Raw genomic sequence first — 24,556 nt, 5'->3', positions numbered from 1 at the left:
CATAGAATGAGAATTATGAAGAAGATCATCTTGGCCTCTCTGGCACTTGTGGCAGTTGCTTCGCTGAGCTCCTGCGGTGCGAAGAAGAGCGCTTATCGTAAGGCCTACGAGCAGGCTAAGCAGCGTGAGGTCGCTACTCAGAGCACCACGCCAGCCGTACAGTATGAGGCTCCTGCAGCCGCTCCTGCTGTCCCCGTGACCGTACGCAAGGAGCGTGTCACGACTTACCAGGGCGAAGATGCTACCCGTCTGAAGCGCTATAGCGTAGTCGTAGGTAGCTTCCAGAATCCTACGAATGCTCGCAATCTCAAGGATCGTATGGTCCAGGCTGGCTACAGCGCCGTCCTCGCTACCAACGACGTAGGTATGCTGCGTGTCATCGTAGCCAGCTTCGATACGCGCCAAGAAGCTGTTGCAAGCCGTGACGCTATCAAGGCTCGCTTTGCTCCTGACTTCAAGGATGCATGGCTCCTGGAAAACGATAACTAATCAGACTTTATAGCCCCCGCCCCAATCCCTGGGGCGGGGCTACCTATATCTATATGGAGATACTACAGAGCTACTCGCTACGTGAGCACAATACCTTCGGTATCGATGCCCAGGCAGACTGGTTCATCCCCTTCGCCAGCATCGAGGATTTACAGCTATTGAGCCGTGACGAGTACTTCCAAGAGTGTCGCTGTATCACTATTGGTGAGGGAAGCAACCTGCTCTTCCTCACCAATTTTCATGGGATCGTACTACACTCGGTGATCCAAAGCATTGAGCGTCTCGCTGAGACGGCTGATACGGTCGACCTCCTCGTCGGCTCAGGCGTCAAGTGGGACGACTTCGTAGCCCAGATGGCCGAAGCCGAGCTCTACGGTGTCGAGAACCTCTCCCTCATCCCAGGCGAAGTCGGTGCTGCCGCTGTGCAGAATATCGGTGCCTATGGCGCTGAGATCTGCGAGGTCATCCGCGAGGTGCACACGGTGCATCGTCGTACGGGTGAGGTGCGTCACTTCGCTGTCGAGGAGTGCAACTACAGCTATCGCCATAGCTTCTTCAAGGAGCCCGAGGCGGCTGACTACATCGTCACGCACGTCCTCCTTCGCCTCTCCAAGCACCCCCATCTGAAGCTCGACTATGCTGACCTCCGTCAGCGCGTGGAGGCTCGTACGGCGACGCCTGCTGCCCGTGATGTACGTGACGAGGTCATCCGCATCCGCCAAGAGAAGCTCCCTGACCCGAAGGTCTTGGGTAACGCTGGTAGCTTCTTTATGAACCCCATCATCTCGGCCGAGGCTTTTGAGCGCCTTCGTGAGGCTTATCCCGAAGCACCGCACTACGACCTCCCCGACGGACAAGTGAAGGTCCCCGCAGGCTGGCTCATCGACCGTTGTGGTCTCAAGGGCTATCGTCTCGGACATGCCGCCGTCTATGAGCGTCAGGCACTTGTCCTCGTCAATGCTGATGGCGAAGCTACGGGGCAGGATATCGCTCGCTTGGCAGAGTATGTGCAGGAGCAGGTCGCAGAGCGCTTTGGCCTACAGATCACCCCTGAGGTGAGGTACATCTCTTAGATAGCCACCCTTCACCTCGCTGCTTATTCACCTAACTACTCGCTCTACCACGCACCCTCTCTCACTCGATAGAGAAGGTATCTCTTTGCCGTGGTAGCTCTCTCTCCTACTTACATGAAGGTAATTCTTCTCGGTACGGGCACCAGCACTGGTATCCCCGAGGTAGGCTGTGGCTGCCCTGTGTGCCATAGCTCGGATGCTCGTGACCGTCGTCTGCGCACCTCTGCCCTTATCATCACCGAGGGTGGGAAGCGTATCCTCATCGACTGTGGCCCTGACTTCCACTACCAAGCCACACGTCTCGGTATCGATCGTATCGATGCTATCCTCTTGACTCACGAGCACTACGATCACACGTTCGGTCTGGACGATGTACGTACCATCGCGTGGCGTCAGGATATCCCCATCTACGGCCAGCAGCGCGTCCTCGACTCGGTGCGTACTCGTATGCACTACGTCTTCAGTGACCATCCTTACCCAGGGACGCCTCGCTTCACCCTCTGTCCGATAGAGGAGGGGAGTGATGCTTCCTTCGAGCTCTTCGGTGAGCGTGTCACGCCCATCTCGCTGGCGCACGGCTCGCTACCTATCGTAGGCTATCGTATCGGCGAGGTGAGCTACATCACCGATATGAAGACCATCGAGCCCAGCGAATGGGCTAAGGTCAGTGGCTCACAGCTCCTCGTCATCAATGCCCTGCGCTATCAGCGTCCGCACCCCAGCCACCAGTCGGTGGAGGATGTCGAGCGCCTGCTACCTGAGCTTGCCGTTCGGCCCAAGCTGACCCTTCTCACGCACCTCTCACACCATGCCCCTTCGCATGCCCAGCTAGAGGCGATGCTCCCCGAAGATCTGCAGCCTGCTTACGACCAAGAGTATATCGTGGTCGACGAAGCGGGTCCCCGTATCCTCCCCCTCCCAGAGTATGTAGAGCCCTATAGCTACCGCGATATGGGTCGTATCGCCTATGCCGATGCGTGGGCACTGCAGAAGGAGCTCTTCGAAGCCCAGCTAAAGGCTAAGCACGAGCACCGCCCCACGGAGTCCTTCCTCCTCTTCTGTGAGCACAATCCCGTCTTCACCATGGGCCTCCATGCCGATGCGACGAATATGCTGATGAGCGAGGACTTCCTCCGTGAGAATGGCTACGACTTCTTCTCCGTCGAGCGCGGGGGGGATGTCACCTACCACGGCCCTGGGCAGATCACCGGCTATCCCATCCTTGACCTGGAGCGCTTCGGTCTCGGGCTGAAGGCTTATATCGAGCTGCTGGAGCAGTCGGTCATCGAGCTTCTCGCCTTCTTCAAGATCAAGTCGGGGCTGAAGGACGGCGCTACGGGTGTCTGGCTCGATGTCGGCGATCCCCAGCGCGAGCGTAAGATCTGTGCTATTGGTGTGAAGAGCAGCCGCTACGTCACGATGCACGGCTTCGCCCTCAATGTCAACACCGACCTCGCTCCCTTCCAGCTCATCAATCCCTGTGGCTTCAAGGAAGGCAAGGTCGCCTCTATCGCTGGCGAAGTGGGTCACGAGGTGGACTTCACCGTGGCTAAGCATCTCTTAGCTTCGATCCTCCATCGTCGTCTTGCGGCCCTCCTTCCCCCGCGTTTCTAATCCCCCCCAATCCCTCCCTTTTTACATCCCCATCACTCACATCATATCCTATGACTACTGAGTTCAATCTCTCTACACCGCCGCTCCTTTTCTCGGCGATCTCTCTCATCCTCCTGGCTTATACCAATCGCTTCCTCTCCTATGCCTCCACGGTGCGCAGCCTCAAGGAGCGCTACGAGAATAACCCCGAAGGTGAGCCTACCTCCCTCAAGCAGATCGAGAACCTCTACCGCCGTCTCGACCTCATCCGCTGGATGCAGGTGCTCGGTGCATCGAGCCTGCTGGTCTCGCTCGTGGCTATGTTCCTCTACTACCTGGAGTGGAACGTCGCTGGTGGCGTCGTCTTCGGCGTCGGTATGGTCCTTCTGGCGCTCTCGCTCTGTATCTGCATCTGGGAGATCCAGATCTCGGTGAAGGCCCTCAACCTGAGCCTCCAGTCCATCCGTCGTGAGCGCAGTGGCTCACTTCGTCAGCGCCCCGATGATGAGACCCTCCAGCGTGAGAAGTCTCGCAGCAAGCGCAAGAAGAACCGCGACAATAAGGAGGGCAAGGAAGCTTCTTCCCAGCCCGCAGCTCCTGCTCAGCCTCAGGAGAAGCAGTCCAACCAAGGTCAGCAGGGCGGTGGTCGTCAGCCCCGTCAGGAGCGTGGCGAACGCAACGAACGCAATGACCGCAATGACCGCGGTGGTGAGCAGCGTCAAGAACGTGGTGAGCGTCAAGAACGTAATGACCGCCAGGAGCGCGGCGAACGCCGTGAGCAGAATCGCCAAGAGCGTAGCAATGACCAGTCCGAGCGCCCTGCTCGCGAAGGTCGTGGCAATGGCAACAACGGCGGTAACAACAATGGTAATGGTGGCAATAACAATAACGGCAACGGAGGCAATAACAACGGCAACAACCGCCGTCAGCGCCCCGAGCGTCAGGAGCGTCCCGAGCGCAACAATGAAGCTGCCCAGCAGCCTGCCCCTGAGGTAGCACCTGCAGCTACGACGCCTGCCGAAGCACCCGCTGAGCGCCAGCCCCGTGCAGAGCGTCCCGAGCGCAATGATCGCCCCGAGCGTAGCCAGCAGCAGCCCGCCGAAGGTCAGCAGCGTGAGGATCGCCGTCCCCGTCAGCAGGAGCGCCAGCAGCGCCCCCAGCAGGAGGCGACGCCCGTAGCTCGTCCTGCCGAAGCCCCCGCAGCTACCCCTGCTCCAGCCCCACAGCCCACGCCTGCACCAGCGACTACTCCCGCTCCCGTCGTGCATGAGCAGCGCCCTGTGGCTCAGCCCGAGCGCCCCGCAGTCCAGCCTGCCGAGCGTCCTGCTCGTCCTATGAGCTACGAAGAGGCTGTTGCTCGTCAGCGTGAAGCCCAGGAGTCCGCAGCGAAGCCCGCTACGCCCTCCGTGCCCCGCACCAACGAAGAGGAGTAGTCCTTAGGGCTACTTCCCTTCCTCTCCATACGAGTCATTCGGCTCCTTCACCCAACGTAGGGTGAAGGAGCCGAATGCGTTTATAGCCCATCCTTGAAGGGGAAGATTCGTCCCCGTATGGGAGGGGGATATGAACCTATATGGGTCGGCGGGCTGACCTATATAAGACTGTTGCCGCGAGTCCTGCCCTCTATTTCGAGAGCTAAGGCATCGCGCGCCCAGCTCCCCGATATGCCTCCCCGAAGTGCTACGCAAGCCCTTCGCTTTATTGCGAGTATTCCTCTTATCCAGCGGAGGAAAAGTGTCCTTCTCGTGAAGGAAAAAGCGCCTTCACGTAGAGGTTTTCCTCCATCTACGCACGTGGTCTTAAAGACCAGGTATGTAAATCCAAAGATCCACGTACGTAGATATTAGAGCCACGTACGTAGCCCAAACTTATCTGCTACTCGTCCTCGACTTTTCCCCCTACGCAGAGCAACAACCTAATAGAGATTCACCCGCCGACCAATATAGGTTCGTTCTTACAGATCGTAGGGAGCTGTCCTCACGCCTCCGTGGGCTTCCCCTTAGATATCGCTATCTTTGCCCTATAGACCAATAAGCTTTCCACAAGAAATATATGACTTGGCAGCAGATCAAAGACTCCCTGCGCGTCCAGCTTTGGATGCTTCTGAAGGGGCGTAAGTATAGCCAGCAGTATCGAGCTACGGCCGACCGCCGTCGTGCCCTACGTGTGCATGACTCGTGGGAGACCCTTGATGAGATCCTTCGTACGGGCGCCTCGGTGAGCCGCTTTGGTGACGGTGAGCTGCAGATCATGCAGCGCTACCTCGACGAACTCGAGCGCCCTTCGTCTGCCGAAGAGGTGGATACCTTCCAGCACTACGATGCTTCGCTCGGTAAGCGCCTCTATGAGGTGTGGCAGGTGCCCTCGTCGGAGCGCCATCTGAACTGCGTGCCCTACGCCTTCAAGGACTCCTCCCCCCACCGCGGGTACAACCGTATCTTCTTCGAACGTGAGGCTCTGATGCGCCTTCCCGCACTGGAGAAGCTCGCTCGCGAACACGACTTCTACGATACGAACTTCACCCGCTTCTACATGGGGCGCTACGATATCCGCGACTATCCTGCGTACATCGAGCGTATGAAGGCGATCTGGAAGGATCGTGACCTACTCTTCGTCGAGGGCGAGAAGTCGCGCCTCGGTGTCGGCAATGACCTCTTCGATGGCGCACGTAGCGTGAAGCGCGTCCTCTGTCCTGCGACGGATGCTTGGGGTAGCTATCCCGAGATCCTCCGTTTGGCGAAGGAGCATGGAGAGGGACGCCTCGTCCTCATTGCCCTCGGTCAGACGGCGACCGTCCTCGCCTATGACCTCTCCGAAGTAGGGCTGCAGGCTATCGACCTCGGTCACGTGGATGTGGAGTATGAATGGTATCGTATGGGGGCGAAGACCAAGGTGCCCATCCCAGGGAAGTACGTCAATGAAGCCCCTGGCGGGCGTACCGTCGCAGAGCACCCTGCACAAGCCACTTACCTCCAGCAGGTCGTAGCCCGTGTAGGCGAAGCGAAGCCCACTTCGACTGCCGCTCTGACGACTGCCGTCTATCCTATCGAGGGGCTGAGCTGCGGGCACTGCGTCGCACATGCTACTGAAGCCCTCAAGGCGGTGGCGGGCGTTAGCTCCGTCACCATTTCGCTGGAGGCTGGCGAGGCAAGTGTCACCTATGATGCTGAGCACTGCACGCCCGAGGCCCTGCGTTCTGCGGTAGAGGCCGCTGGCTACACGCTCCGCATCGACGCACCCAAAGCATAGCAAAACAAGCCTGCCAGCTTCGGCTTGACCGAACGAATAGGCGGTACGAGTTGTTTTATCCATACCACATCGATCATCGGTGAGGGGTACATCTGCAGACGGCAGGCGTACCCCTTGCCCGTACTAATAGTTATATTCATTCCATATGGTCAAGAGATCTTTCCCCCTCCTGGGACTTAACTGCGCAGCCTGCGCCGCTCATTCGACGAAGGCCCTGGAGAGTACGCCTGGCGTGCAGTCTGCCACCGTCAACCTCGCCTCCGCTACGACCTTTGTCGTCTATGATGAGACGCAGTGTACCCCCGAGATGCTCCGTGCAGCTGTGGCTGCCATGGGCTATGACCTGCGCATCGATGAGCCCGAGGTGGGCGAGCTGGAGGCACTTCGTCAGCGGGAAGAGCGAGCCCTGCAGCGCAAGACGCTGGTGGCAGTCATCCTCTCGCTCATCGTGATGGTGCTGATGATGTGGCCACCGATGACGCTCCCGAAGTCGCTCATCTCCGCTGTCCTCACTGCCGTGACCCTCATCTGGGCAGGCTCGGGCTTCTTCGTGCGTGGCTGGCGTCAGCTACGTGCTGGGGCGGCGGGCATGGATCTGCTGGTGATGCTCTCGACCTCGGTAGCCTTCGTCTACAGCCTCTATCATCTGGGCGAATACCTCTTCATCGCGCCAGAAGCGCACCACCTGCACCACCTTTATTTCGAAGCCGCCTCAACGACGGTCGCCTTCGTGCTCCTGGGCAAGGTGCTCGAGGCTCGGGCACAGCGTCGCACGTCGTCGGCTCTGCGTCGCCTCATGGGCGGTCAGCCGAAGACTGTGCATCAGCTCCTCCCCTCGGGCGAAGTCATCACGCTGCCCGTCAGTGAGGTCGAGCCCGGTATGGAGCTACGCGCCCTGCCGCACGAACTCTTCGCCGTCGATGGCGAGGTCATCTCGGGCGAGTCCTATGCCGACGAGCAGCTCATCAGTGGCGAACCCATTCCTGTGGCGAAGGTCGCTGGCTCCGAAGTCTACGCTGGTACGCTCAATGGCTCGGGGACGCTCGTCTACCGTGCCCGTGAGGTAGGTCGTGCGACGGTACTCTCCCGCATCATCCGTCTTGTGGAGGAGGCACAGTCGTCACGCGCACCGATTCAGCAGGTCGTGGATCGAATGGCTCGAGTCTTCGTGCCCGTGATCGTCCTTATCGCCGTCTTGACCTTCGTCGCGTGGGGCTTCCTTAGCCCTGCAGATGGCTGGGAGCACGGCTTTGTTGCTGCCGTCACGGTGCTCATCATCGCTTGCCCCTGCGCTTTGGGGCTGGCTACCCCTACCGCTATCATGGTGGGTATCGGCCGTGGTGCCGAAGAAGGCCTCTTGGTGCGCAATGCCGAGGCGCTGGAGGCTGCAGGCCATGTCGATACCTTGGTCTTGGATAAGACGGGGACGATCACCGAGGGGCGCCCTGAGGTGAAGGCTATACGCTGGTGTTCTGCTGAGGAGGATACTTCCTTAGCTACCATCTTGGCCGCCCTCGAAGAGCGCTCGTCGCACCCCTTGGCTGGGGCGATCGTTCGAGCCCTTGGCGTACCTACGCAGGGCGTAGCCGAGCCTACGAGCTTCCGCGAAGAGGCAGGGCGTGGGCTGGAAGGTGTCGTCGATGGGGTGACCTATCGTGTCGGGCAGCGTGCCTTCGTGGAAGAGATCTCGGGGGCACTCAGTGCCGAAGCCTTGAAGGTCTTAGAGGACGGCGAGCGCTCGGGAGCTACGTGTAGCCTCTTTGCCCGTAGTGGGGAGGTGCTGGCCGTCATTCTTATCGCTGATACGATACGTGCCACCTCGGCCGAAGCTATCGCATCACTGCGTGCTCGTGGGCTGGAGGTCATTATGCTCACGGGTGACGGGCCGAGTGCTGCCCGTGCCGTCGGCGAAGCTGTCGGGGTAAGCCGTGTCGTAGACAGTGTACGCCCCGAGGAGAAAGCAGCCTTCGTTGAAGGTCTGCAGAAGGAAGGACGTCGTGTGGCGATGGTCGGCGACGGCATCAATGATGCTGCGGCCTTGGCACGTGCCGACCTCTCGATAGCGATGGGCAGTGGGAGTGATCTGGCGATGGAGACTGCGATGGTGACGCTTCGTAGCTCCGACCTCAAGGCCTTGGAGCGCTTCTTCCATCTGGCACGCACGACCCTCAGGACCATTCATCAGAACCTCTTCTGGGCGTGCATCTACAACCTTATCGCCATCCCCGTGGCGGCAGGTGTGCTCTATCCCTTCACGGGCTACCTGCTCAATCCGATGCTCGCTGGTGGGCTGATGATGCTCAGTAGCCTCAGCGTCGTCACCAACAGCCTCCTCAGCGCACGCCGCCATAGCTAAATAGCGCTCCCGTGATATTTAGGTATCTTTGTACCCTATCGTAAAGGATAATAGATACTGATACTCCTAAAGTATACACAGCATTATGTCAGATATGCCTAACAGCGTAGCCCCAACAGAGAGTGGGGAAGAGAAGAAGAGCCTGAACTTCGTCGAGCAGATCGTCGAGGGCGATCTTCGTGCCGGGAAGAATGATGGACGCATCCAGACGCGCTTCCCACCAGAGCCCAACGGCTACCTCCACATCGGGCACGCCAAGGCCATCTGCATGGACTTCGGTATCGCAGAGAACTACGGCGGGGTGTGTAACCTCCGCTTTGACGATACGAACCCCACGAAGGAAGACATCGAGTACGTCGATGCTATCCGCGAGGATATCGAGTGGCTCGGCTTCCACTGGGGCAATATCTACTATGCTTCGGACTACTTCGAGCGTCTGTACCAGTTTGCCGAAGAGCTGATCCGCGCTGGCCATGCCTACGTCGATGAGCAGACTGCCGAGGAGATCGCAGCGCAGAAGGGTACGCCTACGACCCCTGGTGTCGCCAGCCCCTATCGCGACCGCCCCATCGAGGAGAGCCTCGATCTCTTCCGCCGTATGAACGCTGGGGAGTTCCCCGAAGGTGCGATGATCCTGCGTGCGAAGATCGATATGGCTTCGTCGAACATGCACTTCCGCGACCCCATCATCTACCGCATTATCAAGGTGCCTCACCACCGTACGGGTACGAAGTGGGGCGTCTATCCTATGTATGACTTTGCCCATGGGCAGAGTGACTTCTTCGAAGGGGTGACGCACTCGATCTGTACGCTGGAGTTCGAGGTGCACCGTCCGCTATACGATTACTTCGTAGACCTCCTGAAGAAGGTCGAGCCCAATCACCCCGAGGGTTACCGCCCACGACAGATTGAGTTCAACCGTCTGAACCTCACCTACACGATGATGAGCAAGCGTAAGCTCCTCCAGCTCGTGCAGGAGGGCCATGTGGCAGGCTGGGATGACCCCCGTATGCCTACTATCTGCGGGCTGCGTCGTCGTGGCTATACGCCCGAGTCCATCCGTAGCTTCATCGATAAGATCGGCTACACGAAGTACGATGGTATCATCGATATGGCGCTCCTTGAGCACGCTGTCCGTGAGGACCTCAACCGCCATGCCCTGCGTGGCTCGGCCGTCCTCGACCCCGTGCGCCTCGTTATCACGAACTACCCCGAGGGGCAGACGGAGGATATGAGCTTCCTCAATAACCCCGAAGATCCCAACTCAGATAGCCACATCATCCGCTTCTCGCGCGAGCTCTTCATCGAGCGCGAGGACTTCATGGAGGATGCTCCGAAGAAGTACTTCCGTATGACCCCTGGTCAGGAGGTGCGTCTCAAGAGCGCCTACATCGTGCGCTGCACGGGCTGTAAGAAGGATGAGAACGGCCATGTCATCGAGGTCTATGCTGAGTATGACCCCGAGACGCTCAGCGGTCGCCCCGAGAGCAACCGCAAGGTCAAGGGCACGATCCACTGGGTATCTGCCACGGATAGCGTCCCTGCCGAAGTGCGTCTCTACGACCGTCTCTTCCTCGATGAGAACCCCTCTGAGGCGGCTAAGGACAAGGAACTCGCTGAGCTCCTCAATCCTGAGTCCCTCACCATCGTGCGCGAAGCACGTGTCGAGCCCTTCCTCGCTCAGGCTAAGTGTGGCGAGTACTATCAGTTCCAGCGCGTCGGCTACTTCTGCGTAGACCCCGATAGCCGCCCTGATCACCTCGTCTTCAACCGCACGGTATCGCTCAAGGATACGTGGAAGAAGGTCAATAAGTAGTCCCCTCCCACAGATATGATCGAGTCCTTAGGCTTCATCCAAGATATCCTCCATCACCTGAACTACTTCTGGGTGACGGTGCTTATGGCGATCGAATCGTCATTCATCCCCTTCCCTTCTGAGGTCGTCGTACCCCCTGCTGCCTACAAGGCGGCTACGGGTGAGATGAATATCTTCCTCGTCGTGCTCTTCGCTACGCTCGGCTCGGATATAGGTGCGCTTATCAACTACTATCTGGCGCGCTATCTCGGCCGCCCGATCGTGTATAAGTTCGCCAACTCCCGCATCGGTCGCCTCTGCCTGCTGAGTCAGGAGAAGATCGAGAAGGCCGAAGCTTACTTCGTGAAGAACGGCATCAGCTCCACGCTCATCGGGCGTCTTGTCCCAGGGATCCGTCAGCTCATCTCTATCCCTGCGGGGCTGGCAGGTATGCCTCTCAGTCGCTTCCTCCTCTACACCACCATCGGTGCTGGAGCATGGAACGTCGTCCTGGCTCTCCTCGGCTACTTCATCGGTAAGACCGTACCGCCCGAGCTCTTCGCCGAGACCATCCAGCGCTATAGCTCGATCATCGGCCTCATCATCCTCGGCCTTGTCGTCGTCGGTGGTGTCGGCTACTACCTCTACAAGCGCCGTCAGAAGGCTGCCTAATCCAAGGGCGCATCACTACCACCTCTAAGGGTAGGTCCCCATCGCCACCTGTGCTATGGGGGCGCACCCTTAGAGGTTTCTTTTTTGCCGTACCTCTCTTTATCCCGTCTTCCTGTGACCACCCTCTCTCTTACGCTGAGTCCCTATCAGGCGTCTTCGGATGCTACGCTGCGCGAGGTCGTGGCGCGTGAGCTCGCCCTGCCACTGGAGTCCATCACCTCGGTCGTGGTGCGCCGCCGCAATATCGATGCTCGTCAGCGCCGTATCCTCGTCAACCTCTCCGTCGAAGTCTATCTCGATGGCGAGCAGCCTGCCGTGGATGACTTCTCCGACCTCGTCTATCCCGATGTCTCGTCGGCGCCTTCGGCAGTCGTCGTCGGTGCTGGGCCCTGCGGGCTCTTCGCTGCGCTAAGGCTCATCGAGCTGGGCGTGCGCCCCATCGTCGTAGAGCGTGGGCAGGATGTGATGCAGCGCCGTCGTGACCTCGTCCAGCTGGAGAAGTCGGGCGTCGTCGATCCCGAGTCGAACTATAGCTTTGGCGAAGGCGGTGCGGGTGCCTTCTCGGACGGCAAGCTCTATACGCGTAGCAAGAAGCGTGGGAGCGTGGAGAAGATCCTTCGTGTCTTCTGTTGCTTCGGTGCCGACCCGAAGATCCTCATCGATGCCCACCCACATATCGGCACGGACAAGCTCCCCATCATCATCCGTCGTATGCGCGAGCAGATCATCGCCTCGGGGGGTGAGGTGCACTTCGCGTGCCGTATGGAGGAGCTGATCCTCGAGCGAGGGGAGGTGCGTGGTGTCGTCTGTTCGGGGGATCGTACCTTCCACGGCCCTGTCCTGCTGGCTACGGGGCACTCGGCACGTGACGTCTACCGCTACCTGCATCGTGCGGAGATCCTTATCGAGGCCAAGCCCATCGCTGTCGGGGTACGTCTTGAGCACCCGCAGTCGCTCATCGATGAGATCCGCTACCACAGCCCCGAGGGGCGAGGGAAGTACCTTCCAGCTGCCGAATATGTCTACAAGGCGCAGGCCGAGGGTAGGGGAGTGTATAGCTTCTGCATGTGTCCTGGGGGCTTCGTCGTCCCTGCCTCCACGGGGCCAGAGGAGACTGTCGTCAATGGGATGTCGCCTGCTAACCGCGGCTCACGCTGGGCGAACTCAGGCCTTGTCGTAGAGCTTCACCCCGAGGATATCCCTGCTACGGGCATTCGAGTCGAGGATTCCACATCGCCCCTTGCCCTGATGCAGTGGTGCGAAGCCTTTGAGCATAAGAGCTATCTGGCGGCTAACCGATCGCTCCGTGCACCTGCTCAGCGTATGACGGACTTCGTCGCACGCCGCCATTCGTCCACGCTGCCCTCGTCGTCCTATACGATGGGGCTTACCTCGAGCGACCTGCACGAGTGGATGCCCGACTTCATCACACGCCGTCTGTCGGCTGGCTTCCGTGCCTTCGACCGCACGACACGTGGCTTCCTCACGGGCGAAGCTCAGCTCATCGGAGTGGAGTCACGTACCTCATCGCCCGTGCGTATTCCCCGTGACCGTATGACCTATGCGCACCCTGTCGTCGCAGGCCTCTATCCTGCAGGCGAAGGTGCTGGCTTCGCTGGTGGTATCGTCTCGGCGGCTATCGATGGGGAGAATGCTGCTCAGCAGATCGCTCTCGCCCTCGGTCGGTAGTTCGCCCCTCCACTGAGCGCCTCGCTACGCTCTTCGTACCCCTTCTCTCTACCCCTTTTCGGGCAGGAAGAAGGGGCTCTTTTTTGTCCTTCACTTTGCGTCTCTTGGGCAGGGGTGCTACGAACCTATATTGGTCACTGAGCTGACCTATATGGAAGGTTGTTGCTCTGCGCATGGAGAAAAGTTGCGGACGAGTGGCAGAAAAGTTTGGGCTACGTACGTGGCTCTAATATCTACGTGCGTGGATATTTGAATTTACGTGCCTGGTCTTTAAGACTACGTACATAGACAAAGAAAACCACCACGTGAAGGCGCTTTTTTCTTCACGAGGAGGATGCTCATCCCTCCGCTGGATAAGAGGAATACTTGCGATAAGGCGAAGGACTTGTGTATCACTTCGGAGAGGCATATCGGGGAGCTGGGCGTGCGCTCTAAACCTCTCTCGCGAGTGAGGGGGCTATGACCCCTCCGGAAGTGCGCCTTTGAGTTGCCTTTCTCGAGGGTGAGAGCGCGGGTGGATAGCGACGATACGGGAGCGGCGGCCCCTTATCTAATTCTTAGCTATCTTTGCAAGCGTACCGAGCGTGGCAAATGGGCGAGCAGAGATACTGGCCCTATGTCACTCGGGCGTTATCTCATAGATGCGTAGACAGACAGAATTCGGACAGAAGGTAGCGTTGGGGGTCGTAGCCCTCATGATCCTCGCTGCCTGCGGTACGCGACATAAGGCTCCCAAGCGTGAGACCAAGGTACAGCAGAAGACCTTGGCAGGGGGGCGTGTGTCTTCGTCTGCCGACACGACGAGTACGCTCACGCAGCTCAGCTCCTTCCTCCCCGACTCTTCCCTGTCAGATAGCCTCAAGGGCGCTGGTGGTGTGCGTCTTGATAGCCTTCAGAAGAAGGCCGACACGCTCATGACTCGCCCCGATAGCCTCGACAGCCTTAGCTCGCTTCGCCTCGATACCCTCAGCCTGACGGCCGAGGAAGCCGAGCGCCGTGAGCGCCGTCGCCGTCAGCGTGAGAGCTTCGATGATATCATCGCCTACAAGGCGCAGGACTCGATGGTCCTCATCGGGCAGAGCTTGACCTACCTCTTCGGGCCCAGTACCGTGGACTATAAGGACAAGGGGATGGATGCGAACTTCATGCGCCTCAACCTCGACAGCAACCTCGTCTACGCACACTATATCCTCGATAGCACGGGGAAGGCTACGGCCTACCCGAAGTTCCGCGACGGCGGGGAGAGCTATGAGGCTAAGAGCCTGAACTACAACTTCAAGACAAGTAAGGGCTTCATCACGGGCGCTGTCACCCAGCAGGGCGAAGGCTATATCACGGCCGAGCGTACGAAGATGGTCAGCAACAACTGCCTCTACATGGAGAACGGGCGCTATAGCACCTGTGACAACCACGAGCATCCGCACTTCTACTTCATGCTGACCAAGGGGAAGGCGCGCCCGCAGAAGAATGTCGTCGCCGGGCCTTCGTACCTCGTCATCGCTGACGTGCCGATGCCTATCGGTCTGCCCTTCGGCTTCTTCCCATTCAATAAGAGCTATTCCTCGGGGATCATCATGCCGAAGTACGGGGAAGAGACGCAGCGTGGCTTCTACCTGCGCGAAGGGGGGTATTACTTCGCCTTCAACGACTACGTCGACCTGGCCCTCACGGGGGACTGGTATAGCCTCGGCTCATGGGGCGTCAATGCCCGCTCGAACTACCGCAAGCGCTACCGCTTCGGGGGGAGCGTCAACCTCAGCTACCTCACGACCAAGACGGGGGAGCGTGACGTCGTCGGGGACTTCTCCGAGAGCCGTGACTTCCGCATCAACTGGACGCATACACAGGACTCTAAGGCCAACCCCAACGAGACCTTCTCAGCGAGCGTGAACTACTCGACGAGCTCCTTCAACCACAACTCGCTCGCCACGCTCTACAACCCCAGCATCGCGGCGCAGAATACGAAGAACTCCTCGGTCAACTATAGCCGCAACTTCCCTGGTACGCCCTTCCGCATCTCCGCCTCTATCGAAGCGACGCAGACCTCTGCCGACTCGATGGTCACGATGAGCCTGCCGAATATCGCTATCAGTATGAACCGTATCTACCCCTTCAAGCGCAAGAAGCGTGTCGGGGCAGAGCGCTGGTACGAGAAGATCAGCATCAGCTACTCGGGACAGTTCCGCAATAGCATCTCCACGAAGGAGAACCGCCTCTTCCAGGCGAACATCATCAAGGACTGGAACAATGGCTTCTCCCACAACATACCCATCTCGGCGTCGTACAAGCTCTTCAGCTACATCGACCTCACGCTGAGTGCGAACTACAACGAGCGCTGGTACACCTACAAGTCGGTCAAGGAGTATAATGCGACGACCGACCGCACGGAGTACCGCCGTATCTATGGCTTCAACCGCGTGTACGACTTCTCCACGTCGGCGAGCCTGAATACCACGCTCTACGGCTTCTTCCAGCCGTGGAAGATCTTCGGCGATAAGGTGCAGATGATCCGTCACCGCATCACGCCACGTGTCGGTATCAGCTACACGCCAGACTTCGGCGACAAGATGTGGGGCTACTATGACCGCCTGCAGTACATCGACAATGCCGGTGTCGCCCACTCGGAGGAATATGCCCGCTTCGGCGATGGTCATATCTTCGGTATGCCTGGGCGTGGGAAGACTGCCGCGATCAACTTCGGCATCGACAACAACCTTGAGATGAAGGTGCGCACGAAGACCGACAGCACCGAGACCACGAAGAAGATCAGCCTCATCGACAACCTCTCGCTGAGCTCGAGCTACAACCTCGCTGCTGACTCCTTCCAGCTCGCCGACATCAACGCCAGCATTATGCTGCGCTTCTCGCCCTCGCTCCAACTCTCCCTCAGTGGTGCCTTCGACCCCTATATGTACGGGCACACCACGGATGCTGCGACGGGGCGTGTCAGCGAGTACCGCGTGAATAAGCTCCGTATCTTCAATGGTAAGGGCTTCGGTAGCCTCCGTGGTACGGGTACCTCCTTCAGCTACACGCTGAGCAACGATACCTTCCGCAAGCTGCGTGAGTTCTTCTCGGGTAAGAAGGACAAGAAGCCCAAGGATAAGGACAAGCCCGAGGGCGAAGACCCCAACCTCACAGGTGCTCCTGCCGATGGGCGTGACACGTCGCTGGCAGATATGGCTGCCAAGGGGCAGAAGAATAAGAGCCTCTTCGACACCAACGACAGCGAAGGCGAGTACGACGAAGACGGCTACCTCAAGGTCAGCATCCCCTGGAGCCTCTCGCTTAGCTATGGGGTGAACCTCCAGCGCACGACCTTCGACCCCCGCCGCGATGAGTACAACTACGGGCTGATGCACAGCTTGATGTTCTCAGGTAGCATCCAGCCTACGAAGAACTGGTCCTTCAACGTCAATGCCAGCTACGACTTCATCGCCAAGCGCATTGCGAATATGACCATCGGGATTAGCCGCGACCTCCACTGCTGGAGCCTCACTGCCAATGCGATCCCCTTCGGCCCCTACCGCAGCTACAGCATCTCTATCGGCGTGAAGAGCTCGCTCCTGCACGACGTCAAGTGGGACAAGCACGGCTACTCCTCAGCTAATAGCTGGTAGCCCGTACCACCTCTCTCATAGCACATCGCCCCCGCCTCTCTCCAACGAAGAGGCGGGGGCGATGGCTTTTCGCTGGGTGGGTGAGATCTGGATAGGAGACGGGTCTATGCGGGCGCTTCCCAAGGAAAGAAGCGGGTAATTCCGTATCTTTGCCAGCGTATAATACTGATATAGACAGCATATGAATATAGAGCACGACGACGAAGAGGAGAAGATCCCCGAGGTGACGCCCGAGACGATTATCGAGGACGAAGAGCCCCCCGCCTACCAGCCGGCAGAGGGCTTGCCTTACCGCCCGGAGCTGAGCAACCTGTCGAAGATGTACCAGACATGGTTCCTCGACTACGCCTCCTACGTCATCCTCGAGCGTGCTGTACCCCATATCGATGACGGGCTCAAGCCCGTGCAGCGCCGTATCCTCTACAACCTCAAGCGGATGGATAGCGGCAAGCTCATCAAGGTAGCTAACATCGTCGGGGAGACGATGAAGTACCACCCCCACGGTGACGCCTCGATCAATGATGCCCTCGTCCAGCTCGGACAGAAGGGCTTCCTCATCGATACGCAGGGGAACTGGGGGAATATCCTCACCGGTGACCCCGCTGCTGCAGGCCGATACATCGAGGCGAAGCTCTCGGCTTTCGCCCACGAAGCTGTCTACAGCGACCGCGTCACTCCGTGGAAGAAGACCTACGACGGCACGACCGATGAGCCCGTAGCACTGCCCGTGAAGTTCCCACTGCTCTTGGCGCAGGGTGCTGAGGGTATCGCTGTCGGCTTGTCCTCCAAGATCCTTTCGCACAACTTCGTCGAGCTGGCAGAGGCGGCTTGTGCCTACCTGCGCAGCGAGGAGTTCACGCTCTATCCCGACTTCCCCACGGGGGGGCTTATCGACGTCTCCCGCTACAATGACGGCGAGCGTGGTGGTAGCCTCAAGTCCCGTGCGAAGATCGATAAGATTGACTCCAAGACGCTGAGCATCTCCGAGCTCCCTGCTGGGAAGACCACGACGACGCTCATCGAGTCCATCCTCAAGGCCGTAGAGAAGGGGAAGATCCGTATCCGCCGTGTCGACGATATGACGGCTGCCACGACGGATATCCGCCTGACGCTCGCCGCTGGTGTGTCGTCAGACAAGGCCATCGATGCCCTCTATGCCTTCACTGACTGCGAAGTCAGTATCTCACCCAACTGCTGCGTCATCTACGAGGAGAAGCCTCTCTTCACGACCGTCAGCGAGCTCCTGCGCTACAGCGTAGAGCGCACGAAGTTCCTCTTCGGCGAAGAGCTGAAGATCCTCCTCTCGGAGAAGGAAGAGCAGTACCTCGGTGCTTCGCTCGAGCGCATCTTCATCGAGGAGCGCATCTATAAGGATAAGGCCTTCGAAGAAGCTGCCGACGAAGCCACGGCTCTCGCACATATCGCTAAGCGTATCGAGCCCTTCGCCGATCGCTTCCTCCGCCCAGTGACGACGGATGACCTGCGCCGCCTGCTGGAGCTACGTATGGCACGTATCCTGCGCTTCAATCTCCCCAAGCACGAGGCTGCACTCCTGCAGATCGAGCAGGATATGGCTCAGCTCCGTCACGACATCGCGCACCTCACCGACTATACCATCCGCTGGTACCAGCATCTCATCCAGCGCTACGGGGCTGCCTTCCCACGCCGCACGAAGATCACGAACTTCGGCACTATCGAGGTCACGAAGGTGGCCGAGCTGGATGCCAAGCTCTACATCAACCGCGAGGAGGGCTTCTTCGGTACGGCACTGAAGGATGCTGAGTTCGTGTGCAACTGCTCGAGCCTCGACGAGGTCATCATCATCTTCCGCTCCGGTAAGTACTTCGTCGGCAAGGTCGAGGATAAGAAGTTCTACGGCAACGAGGAGGTCATCTATATCAACCGCTATCAGCGCAATGACGAGCGCACGATCTACAACGTCATCTACCGCGATGGTAAGGTCGGCTCAGTCTACGCTAAGCGCTTCAACGTGCTCTCGGTCATCCGTGACCGCGTCTACGACCTGACGCGTGGCAAGGAAGGCTCACGCGTGCTCTACTTCTCTGCCAACGGCAATGGTGAGGCGGAGAAGGTCGCCGTCAAGCTCAAGATCCGCAATGCCCGCCAGCGCCTCTTCCAGTTCGAGAAGGACTTCTCCGATATCCCCATCAAGTCGCGTAGCTCTGTCGGGCTCTTAGTGACGAAGGCAGAGGTACACTCGGTATCGCTCCTGAGTAAGGGCTTCTCGACGCTCGGTGGTCGTGACGTATGGTTCGACCGCGATGTCCTGCGCCTGAACTACAACGAGCAGGGCCAGTACCTCGGTTCCTTCCACGCCCGTGACCGCATCCTCGTCGTCCTCAAGTCGGGCGAATGCTATACCTCCGACTTCAGCGACTCTATCCATATCGAGGAGAACCTCCTGCGCATCGAGAAGAATGAGCCCCGCAAGATCTGGACGGCCGTCTACTACGATGCCGATCAGAAGTACCATTACATCAAGCGCTTCAGCATCGAGGAAGATCAGAAGCGTGAGAATATCCTCGGGGAGAACCCCAAGAACGAGCTGCTGCTCCTGACCGACACCTACTACCCACGCCTCCTCATCGGGCGTCAGGAGAAGGGTGGCGAGCTGCGCACGACCGAGATCGATGTCGAGGAATTTGCTCTCGTCAAGAGCATCCGCGCCCGTGGTAAGCGTATCGCTCCCTACCTCATTGACCAAGTCGAGGAGCTCCCTCCGCTGAAGGAATCCCCCGTCTTCGAGTCGGAGCACGACGAGTCCATGGCGGAGACTGAGGAAGAAGAAGCCGACCTCTTCGCTGGGCAGACCGAGGATAGCTCGAACGAATAAGCCCCCTTCCCATCATGAATAAGCCCCTTGCTCTGCCCCTCATGGCCCTCGCACTGGCGCTCCTCTCGGCTCCGCTGAGAGCTCAGAGTGCAGCGGATAGCCTCGGGGCAGGCTCAGAGGCGCGTAGCCTCTTCACGATACCAGAGCCACAGACCCGCCAGAGCAACATCACCTACCGCAGCCAGTACTTCGGCATCGGGGGGATGCGTCTCGGGCATACCTACCTCACACCGCTCAACTACGGCGGGAAGGTCTACAGCTACACCTCGGAGCATACCCGCTTGGGCTACCGCTCCCTGCCAGAGCAGCGCGTCGCACGAGGAAGCCTCTTCGGCTACACGCCCCGCACGACCGACCCCCGCTGGCTACGTCATACGCTCTTGAATGTTGACCTGGCCTCGACGAAGAATCCAGCTGGCAACGGCTCTATCTACAGCCTTACCGCGCGCTATGACTGGGGGCGTCTGCGCCACATTAGCACCGGCAGCTGGGGACGTCTCGCTATCGGTGGTAGCGTCGTCGGTCTCGCTGGTGGTATGTACAGCTCCCGCAATGGGAACAACCCAGGTACGCTGGATATGGCACTCTCGGTAGGCCCCTCGGCGCTCTACTCACTTCGCTTTGGTCCCACGCGCCTCCCACTCCTTCTCAAGGCTTACGCTCATACCGATCTCTTGGGCTTCGCTTTCTCGCAGGAATTCGGTGAGACGCTCTACGAGCTCTATTACTTCGGCCAGCCCTCGCGCCGTATCTACCTGACGCATCCGCTGAAGGCTCCCACGGGCTTCGTCCTCACCAGCGTAGATGTCCCCGTGCTCGACTACTTCACGCTCTCGGTAGGCTACCGCTGGGACTACCGCCGCACGGCGCTGAATCACCTCTCCGCCTACCGCCATCAGCACAGCCTCCTCATCGGGGTGACGACGAAGATCCTTCCGCTCGAGGGGCGTCGTGCTGCCGATGATCACTCGACCCTTGTGCCCTTCTGATATGAAGCACCTCACGAAGCTCCTTGCCGCGCTTGGCCTCCTCCTCTCGCTCGCATGCTGTACCACCGAGCGCGAGTATACGGCAGATCCGTATGCCAACTATGACCGCCTCTGGGAGATCCTCGACCGTGGCTATTGCTACTTCGACCTCAAGCTCCCTCAAGGCACGACTTGGCGTGACCTCTATCACAAGCACCGCCGTGACCTGCGTCCCACGATGACGACCGACTCGCTCTTCCTTGTGATGAGCCAGCTTCTCGCTGAGCTACGGGACGGGCATGTCAATCTGATCTCCACCTTCGACTACGGGCGCTACTGGCAGTGGCGAAGCGAAGGCCCCCGCTCTTACGACGAGACGCTCATCGAGAGCTACCTCGGCAATGACTACCATATCGCTGGTGGGCTGGCCTACAAGGCGCTGGATTATCCGAAGGGTGTGCGTCGTGCTGAGCCTATCGGCTACGTCCGTGTGGCATCGTTCTCCTCGGCGATCTCAAGTAGCAATGTAAATGCCGTGCTCAACCGCCTCAAGGCGTGCAACGGCCTCATCCTCGACCTGCGCAATAATGGGGGTGGTCAAGTCACGACCTCCGATATGCTGGCGCGGCACTTCATCCGTGAGCGCAAGCTCGTCGGCTATATCTCGCACAAGACGGGCCCTGCGCACGATGCTTTCTCCCGTCGCACTCCCTTCTACCTCGATACCCTGCAGGTGGGTACGATCTGGCTCAAGCCTGTCGTCGTCCTCGTCAACCAAGGGGTGTACAGCGCTGCCAATGACTTCACGCTCCGTATGAAGGGCCTCCCGCAGGTCAAGATCGTCGGGGTGAAGACGGGCGGTGGCGGTGGTCTGCCGATGTCCTCCGAGCTACCTAATGGCTGGGCGGTGCGCTTCTCTTCGTCCCGCACCTATGATGCCGACGGCGCTGATATCGAGCAGGGCATCACACCTGATGTCGTCCTCAAGGATGAGGTCGCCCGCGGGGCTGAGGTCGATCCCTATATCGAGGCCTCGGCAAGTCTCCTCACACGCTGGATCCTACAGATTAAGGCGAAGCAGAAGAAGCAGTAGCTCCTTCGTAGGCCATACAAAAGCGATCCCCCGCAGTGACATCCGTGTCGCTGCGGGGGATCGCTATTTAATAGGAGCTATCTCCTCGGGGGCTTAGAAGCGGAAGCCGAGAGAGACGGAGGCACGAAGCCAAGCCCAGGGGGTGGAGACGTTGTCGATAGAGACCTTCTTAGAGGCCTTATCTACGTTGACATCCTCACCGACGAGCTTGATGGTGGGCAGGTCGCTGACGTTCTCGCTGATCTGTTTCTGCAGGTCTTCGATTTCCTTGTCGGAGAGGCCCGTAGCAGAGGAATAGTCACCCGTGAGGGTCAGCTTACCCTTACCAGCGTGTACGCCGAGGATGTTCCAGTCGAGGACGATGTTCTTATTGCGACCGAAGAGCCACTGAGCACCGAGACCGAAGCCGAAGCTATTCGTCTTGAAGTCGCCCGTGAGGTCGAGAGCAACGGGCTTGTCAGTCGAAGAAGCACCTTCGCGCACGTCCATATTGAGCGTGTAGCCAGAGAGCTTATAGTTCTGATAGCGGTAGTAAGCCATCAGGTAGAAGCCGTGACCGTAGCCACCGCCCGTGTACCAGCGCAGCTCAGGCGTGACGTAGAAGGACTGGAGCTTTACGCTGCTGATAGAGACATCGTGGCCGATGTGATTCTCGAACGACGAGGAGAAGGGCAGGGCACCCTTAGGCATCGTAGCGATACCGAGCTGCAGGCTGAGACCCTTCGTGAGGATGCGCTCAGCAGCGAAGCTGTAGTTTTTGAAGATGGGGCTGGTAATGTTAGCCTTGACGATGGTCTTGCCGTCGAGCAGCGCGCCACGGTCGGGAGTGAACTTAGGAGTTTGAGCCGCGAGGGTGCTTCCCAGGGCGAGGCTCAGTAAGAGAGTAGAGAATTTCTTCATACGCATGTATATGTTTTAGGTGTTCAACGTTACAAAGATAATTTAATATTCTTACGCTCTGATTACTGCTTTGCCTATGGATAAAAGTTCTGGACGAGTGGTAGATAAGTTTGGGCTACGTACGTGGCTCTAATATCTCCGTGCGTGGATATTTAGATTTACGTGCCTGGTCTTTAAGACTACGTGCGTAGATAGAAGAATACCACTACGGGAAGGCGCTTTTTTCTTCAGGAGATAGCGCTTTTCCTTCTGCTGGATAAGAGGAATACTCGTGATAAGGCGAAGGGCTTGCGTATCACTTTGGAGAGGGATATCGTGGGGCTGGGGGTGCGATGCCTTAGCACAATAAATAGCGTGCAGGACTCGCTGTAACAGGCTCATTTAGGCTCGCATCACGACCCCATAGGGGGCTGCGGCGCCTCTCCCCTCAGAGTGACTCCCGGCGATGGACTGCTGATGCCGTCCCATTCAGGGCAAATGCGTATTTTTGTATTAGGGAGATTGCTCGCTTTGCGAAGCCTCCCATTTCCCGCAAACGATACATAGAACTTTATTAGATACACTGCTTATGGCACTGACATTGGGGGATCTTGTCCCCGACCTCTTGGGCTTGGACGAAGCAGGGCAGGAGGTGCGCCTCTCGGACTACCCTGGGCGTAAGATCGTCCTCTACTTCTACCCCAAGGACAATACCTCGGGCTGCACGGCTCAGGCATGTAGCCTGCGTGACGGCTACAGCGAGCTCCGAGCCGCTGGCTACGAGATCATCGGGGTGAGCCGTGACTCGGCGAAGAGCCACGTGGGCTTCCGCACGAAGCACGAGCTGCCCTTCCGCCTCATCGCCGACACCGATGTGCGCCTCAATGAGCTCTTCGGTACTTGGATCGAGAAGAGTATGTACGGCCGCAAGTACATGGGTACCGAGCGCACGACCTTTGTCATCGGCACCGATGGCCGTATCGAGCGCATCATCCGTGGCAAGGCCGTCAATACGAAGGACCACGCCCAGCAGATCCTCCACGAAGATTAATCACGGGCTCTCCTGAGCCACATATAAATAGACAACCTCCACATGAGTGAAGAAGTAAAGCTCTCCAAGAGCGCTAAGGATAAAGAGAAGCAGGCCCAGGATGAGGCCAAGCTGAAGACCCTCGAGACCGTCCTCGGTAAGATCGAGAAGACCTACGGCAAGGGTGCGGTCATGAACATGGCTGCCCGCCCCACGACCGACGTCAACGTCATCCCCACCGGCTCGATCAACCTCGACCACGCCCTCGGCGTAGGCGGCTATCCCCGCGGTCGTATCATCGAGATCTACGGCCCCGAGTCTTCGGGTAAGACGACGCTGGCTATCCACGCTATCGCAGAGGTGCAGAAGCAGGGTGGTAAGGCGATCATCATCGACGCCGAGCACGCCTTTGACCCCTCCTATGCCGAAGCGCTGGGCGTCGACATGGATAGCCTCTATATCTCTCAGCCCGACAACGGGGAGCAGGCGCTCGATATCGCTGAGCAGGTCATTCGCTCTGGTGCCGTCGACCTGGTCATCATCGACTCCGTCGCAGCACTCGTGCCTAAGCAGGAGATCGAGGGCGATATGGGTGAGACGAAGGTAGGTCTGCAGGCCCGCCTTATGTCGCAGGCCCTGCGTAAGATCACGGGGGCTATCAGCAAGTCCAATACCGCCTGTATCTTCATCAACCAGCTTCGTGAGAAGATCGGTGGGAACTCCTACGGCCCCTCCGAAACGACTACGGGTGGTAACGCCCTGAAGTTCTACGCCTCCGTGCGTCTGGACATCCGTCGTATCGGCCAGCTCAAGGACGGCGACGAGGTCATCGGGAACAATACCCGCGTGAAGGTCGTCAAGAACAAGGTGGCACCTCCCTTCCGCGTCGCTAACTTCGAGATCCTCTACGGGCAGGGTATCTCCCGCCTCGGTGAGATCATCGACATCGCCGAGAGCGAAGACTTCATCAAGAAGAGTGGCTCGTGGTACAGCTACGGAGCTACGAAGCTCGGTCAGGGTAAGGAGAACGCTAAGCAGACGCTCGCCGACAACCCCGAGCTTCTCGATGAGCTGACTGAGAAGGTCAAGGAAGCCCTGCGCAACGAAGGCAAGCCCAAGGATAAGCGCAAGAAGAAGGCCGCTAAGGACGAAGACGAGGACGAGGATTAATTCCCCGTCCCCGGCCTCTCGCTTCG

At 58.8% G+C, this 24,556-nt stretch carries 15 protein-coding genes and 2 pseudogenes; 16 read left to right on the top strand and 1 reads right to left on the bottom strand.

Annotation, left to right across the window (positions count from 1 at the left end; all coding sequences use genetic code 11):
• Positions 1-15 precede the first annotated feature (15 nt).
• The 14 genes and pseudogenes from HMPREF1121_RS07665 (at position 16) to HMPREF1121_RS07605 (ending at position 21,451) form a co-directional block, all read left to right on the top strand.
• Positions 16-489: an SPOR domain-containing protein gene (locus HMPREF1121_RS07665; RefSeq protein WP_044115679.1), complete on the top strand. Its 474-nt coding sequence runs from the start codon at positions 16-18 to the stop codon at positions 487-489.
• A gap of 53 nt (positions 490-542) precedes the next feature.
• Complete coding sequence (murB, locus tag HMPREF1121_RS07660) at positions 543-1,562, top strand: UDP-N-acetylmuramate dehydrogenase (protein ID WP_044115678.1); 1,020 nt, start codon at positions 543-545, stop codon at positions 1,560-1,562.
• Positions 1,563-1,676: 114 nt separating this feature from the next.
• A pseudogene (locus HMPREF1121_RS08950) lies at positions 1,677-2,348 on the top strand (MBL fold metallo-hydrolase); the annotation flags it as partial.
• A gap of 165 nt (positions 2,349-2,513) precedes the next feature.
• Complete coding sequence (gene lipB, locus HMPREF1121_RS08945; protein ID WP_052353657.1) at positions 2,514-3,176, top strand: lipoyl(octanoyl) transferase LipB; 663 nt, start codon at positions 2,514-2,516, stop codon at positions 3,174-3,176.
• A 50-nt stretch (positions 3,177-3,226) separates the two neighbouring features.
• Positions 3,227-3,619, top strand: a pseudogene (locus HMPREF1121_RS08885) (DUF2721 domain-containing protein); the annotation flags it as partial.
• Between the two features lie 1,588 nt (positions 3,620-5,207).
• Entirely contained in the window at positions 5,208-6,404 is a 1,197-nt protein-coding gene (locus HMPREF1121_RS07645; RefSeq protein WP_052353652.1) for a GT-D fold domain-containing glycosyltransferase, read from the top strand.
• Positions 6,405-6,549: 145 nt separating this feature from the next.
• Positions 6,550-8,760, top strand: a complete 2,211-nt coding sequence (locus tag HMPREF1121_RS07640; RefSeq protein ID WP_044115676.1) for a heavy metal translocating P-type ATPase — start codon at positions 6,550-6,552, stop codon at positions 8,758-8,760.
• An 85-nt stretch (positions 8,761-8,845) separates the two neighbouring features.
• On the top strand, positions 8,846-10,576 hold the full coding sequence (locus HMPREF1121_RS07635; RefSeq protein WP_044115675.1) for a glutamine--tRNA ligase/YqeY domain fusion protein: 1,731 nt from the start codon (positions 8,846-8,848) through the stop codon (positions 10,574-10,576).
• Positions 10,577-10,594: 18 nt separating this feature from the next.
• Positions 10,595-11,227 (top strand): DedA family protein, encoded by a 633-nt coding sequence (locus tag HMPREF1121_RS07630; protein ID WP_044115760.1) that lies wholly within the window; start codon positions 10,595-10,597, stop codon positions 11,225-11,227.
• A gap of 114 nt (positions 11,228-11,341) precedes the next feature.
• Positions 11,342-12,916, top strand: a complete 1,575-nt coding sequence (locus HMPREF1121_RS07625) for an NAD(P)/FAD-dependent oxidoreductase (protein WP_044115674.1) — start codon at positions 11,342-11,344, stop codon at positions 12,914-12,916.
• Positions 12,917-13,557: 641 nt separating this feature from the next.
• Positions 13,558-16,536, top strand: coding sequence for a putative LPS assembly protein LptD (locus tag HMPREF1121_RS07620; RefSeq protein ID WP_052353651.1), 2,979 nt, complete (start codon positions 13,558-13,560; stop codon positions 16,534-16,536).
• A gap of 181 nt (positions 16,537-16,717) precedes the next feature.
• Positions 16,718-19,390 (top strand): DNA gyrase/topoisomerase IV subunit A, encoded by a 2,673-nt coding sequence (locus tag HMPREF1121_RS07615; protein ID WP_044115673.1) that lies wholly within the window; start codon positions 16,718-16,720, stop codon positions 19,388-19,390.
• A 14-nt stretch (positions 19,391-19,404) separates the two neighbouring features.
• A complete protein-coding gene (locus HMPREF1121_RS07610; RefSeq protein ID WP_044115672.1) occupies positions 19,405-20,379 on the top strand; it encodes a DUF3316 domain-containing protein in 975 nt (324 codons plus the stop codon).
• A gap of 1 nt (position 20,380) precedes the next feature.
• Positions 20,381-21,451 carry a S41 family peptidase gene (locus HMPREF1121_RS07605; RefSeq protein ID WP_044115671.1) on the top strand — a complete coding sequence of 357 codons (1,071 nt, stop codon included), beginning with the start codon at positions 20,381-20,383 and terminating at the stop codon, positions 21,449-21,451.
• Between the two features lie 93 nt (positions 21,452-21,544).
• Here the strand turns inward: HMPREF1121_RS07605 and HMPREF1121_RS07600 are convergent, their stop codons facing one another.
• Positions 21,545-22,351: a DUF3575 domain-containing protein gene (locus HMPREF1121_RS07600; protein ID WP_044115758.1), complete on the bottom strand. Its 807-nt coding sequence runs from the start codon at positions 22,349-22,351 to the stop codon at positions 21,545-21,547.
• A 568-nt stretch (positions 22,352-22,919) separates the two neighbouring features.
• On the opposite strand from HMPREF1121_RS07600, the gene HMPREF1121_RS07595 reads away from it, so the two are divergent.
• Together HMPREF1121_RS07595 and recA are read left to right on the top strand one after the other, a co-directional pair.
• The gene (locus tag HMPREF1121_RS07595) at positions 22,920-23,381 is read left to right on the top strand and encodes a peroxiredoxin (protein ID WP_044115670.1); all 462 of its coding nucleotides are present in this window, start codon (positions 22,920-22,922) and stop codon (positions 23,379-23,381) included.
• Positions 23,382-23,423: 42 nt separating this feature from the next.
• Complete coding sequence (gene recA / locus HMPREF1121_RS07590; RefSeq protein ID WP_009432708.1) at positions 23,424-24,530, top strand: recombinase RecA; 1,107 nt, start codon at positions 23,424-23,426, stop codon at positions 24,528-24,530.
• Positions 24,531-24,556 lie beyond the last annotated feature (26 nt).

Source organism: Porphyromonas sp. KLE 1280 (genome assembly GCF_000700805.1).
In the GTDB taxonomy this organism is placed as follows: domain Bacteria; phylum Bacteroidota; class Bacteroidia; order Bacteroidales; family Porphyromonadaceae; genus Porphyromonas; species Porphyromonas pasteri.
This window is presented reverse-complemented; position numbering and strand designations above follow the sequence as displayed.

Bases quoted from the DNA above. Each gene is read 5' to 3' on its own strand.
- HMPREF1121_RS07595 (WP_044115670.1), top strand. From the start codon at position 22,920: ATGGCACTGACATTGGGGGATCTTGTCCCCGACCTCTTGGGCTTGGAC.
- murB (WP_044115678.1), top strand. From the start codon at position 543: ATGGAGATACTACAGAGCTACTCGCTACGTGAGCACAATACCTTCGGT.
- HMPREF1121_RS07615 (WP_044115673.1), top strand. From the start codon at position 16,718: ATGAATATAGAGCACGACGACGAAGAGGAGAAGATCCCCGAGGTGACG.
- HMPREF1121_RS07645 (WP_052353652.1), top strand. From the start codon at position 5,208: ATGACTTGGCAGCAGATCAAAGACTCCCTGCGCGTCCAGCTTTGGATG.
- HMPREF1121_RS07610 (WP_044115672.1), top strand. From the start codon at position 19,405: ATGAATAAGCCCCTTGCTCTGCCCCTCATGGCCCTCGCACTGGCGCTC.
- HMPREF1121_RS07665 (WP_044115679.1), top strand. From the start codon at position 16: ATGAAGAAGATCATCTTGGCCTCTCTGGCACTTGTGGCAGTTGCTTCG.
- recA (WP_009432708.1), top strand. From the start codon at position 23,424: ATGAGTGAAGAAGTAAAGCTCTCCAAGAGCGCTAAGGATAAAGAGAAG.
- HMPREF1121_RS07600 (WP_044115758.1), bottom strand. From the start codon at position 22,351: ATGAAGAAATTCTCTACTCTCTTACTGAGCCTCGCCCTGGGAAGCACC.
- HMPREF1121_RS07640 (WP_044115676.1), top strand. From the start codon at position 6,550: ATGGTCAAGAGATCTTTCCCCCTCCTGGGACTTAACTGCGCAGCCTGC.
- HMPREF1121_RS07605 (WP_044115671.1), top strand. From the start codon at position 20,381: ATGAAGCACCTCACGAAGCTCCTTGCCGCGCTTGGCCTCCTCCTCTCG.
- HMPREF1121_RS07620 (WP_052353651.1), top strand. From the start codon at position 13,558: ATGCGTAGACAGACAGAATTCGGACAGAAGGTAGCGTTGGGGGTCGTA.
- HMPREF1121_RS07635 (WP_044115675.1), top strand. From the start codon at position 8,846: ATGTCAGATATGCCTAACAGCGTAGCCCCAACAGAGAGTGGGGAAGAG.
- lipB (WP_052353657.1), top strand. From the start codon at position 2,514: ATGGGTCGTATCGCCTATGCCGATGCGTGGGCACTGCAGAAGGAGCTC.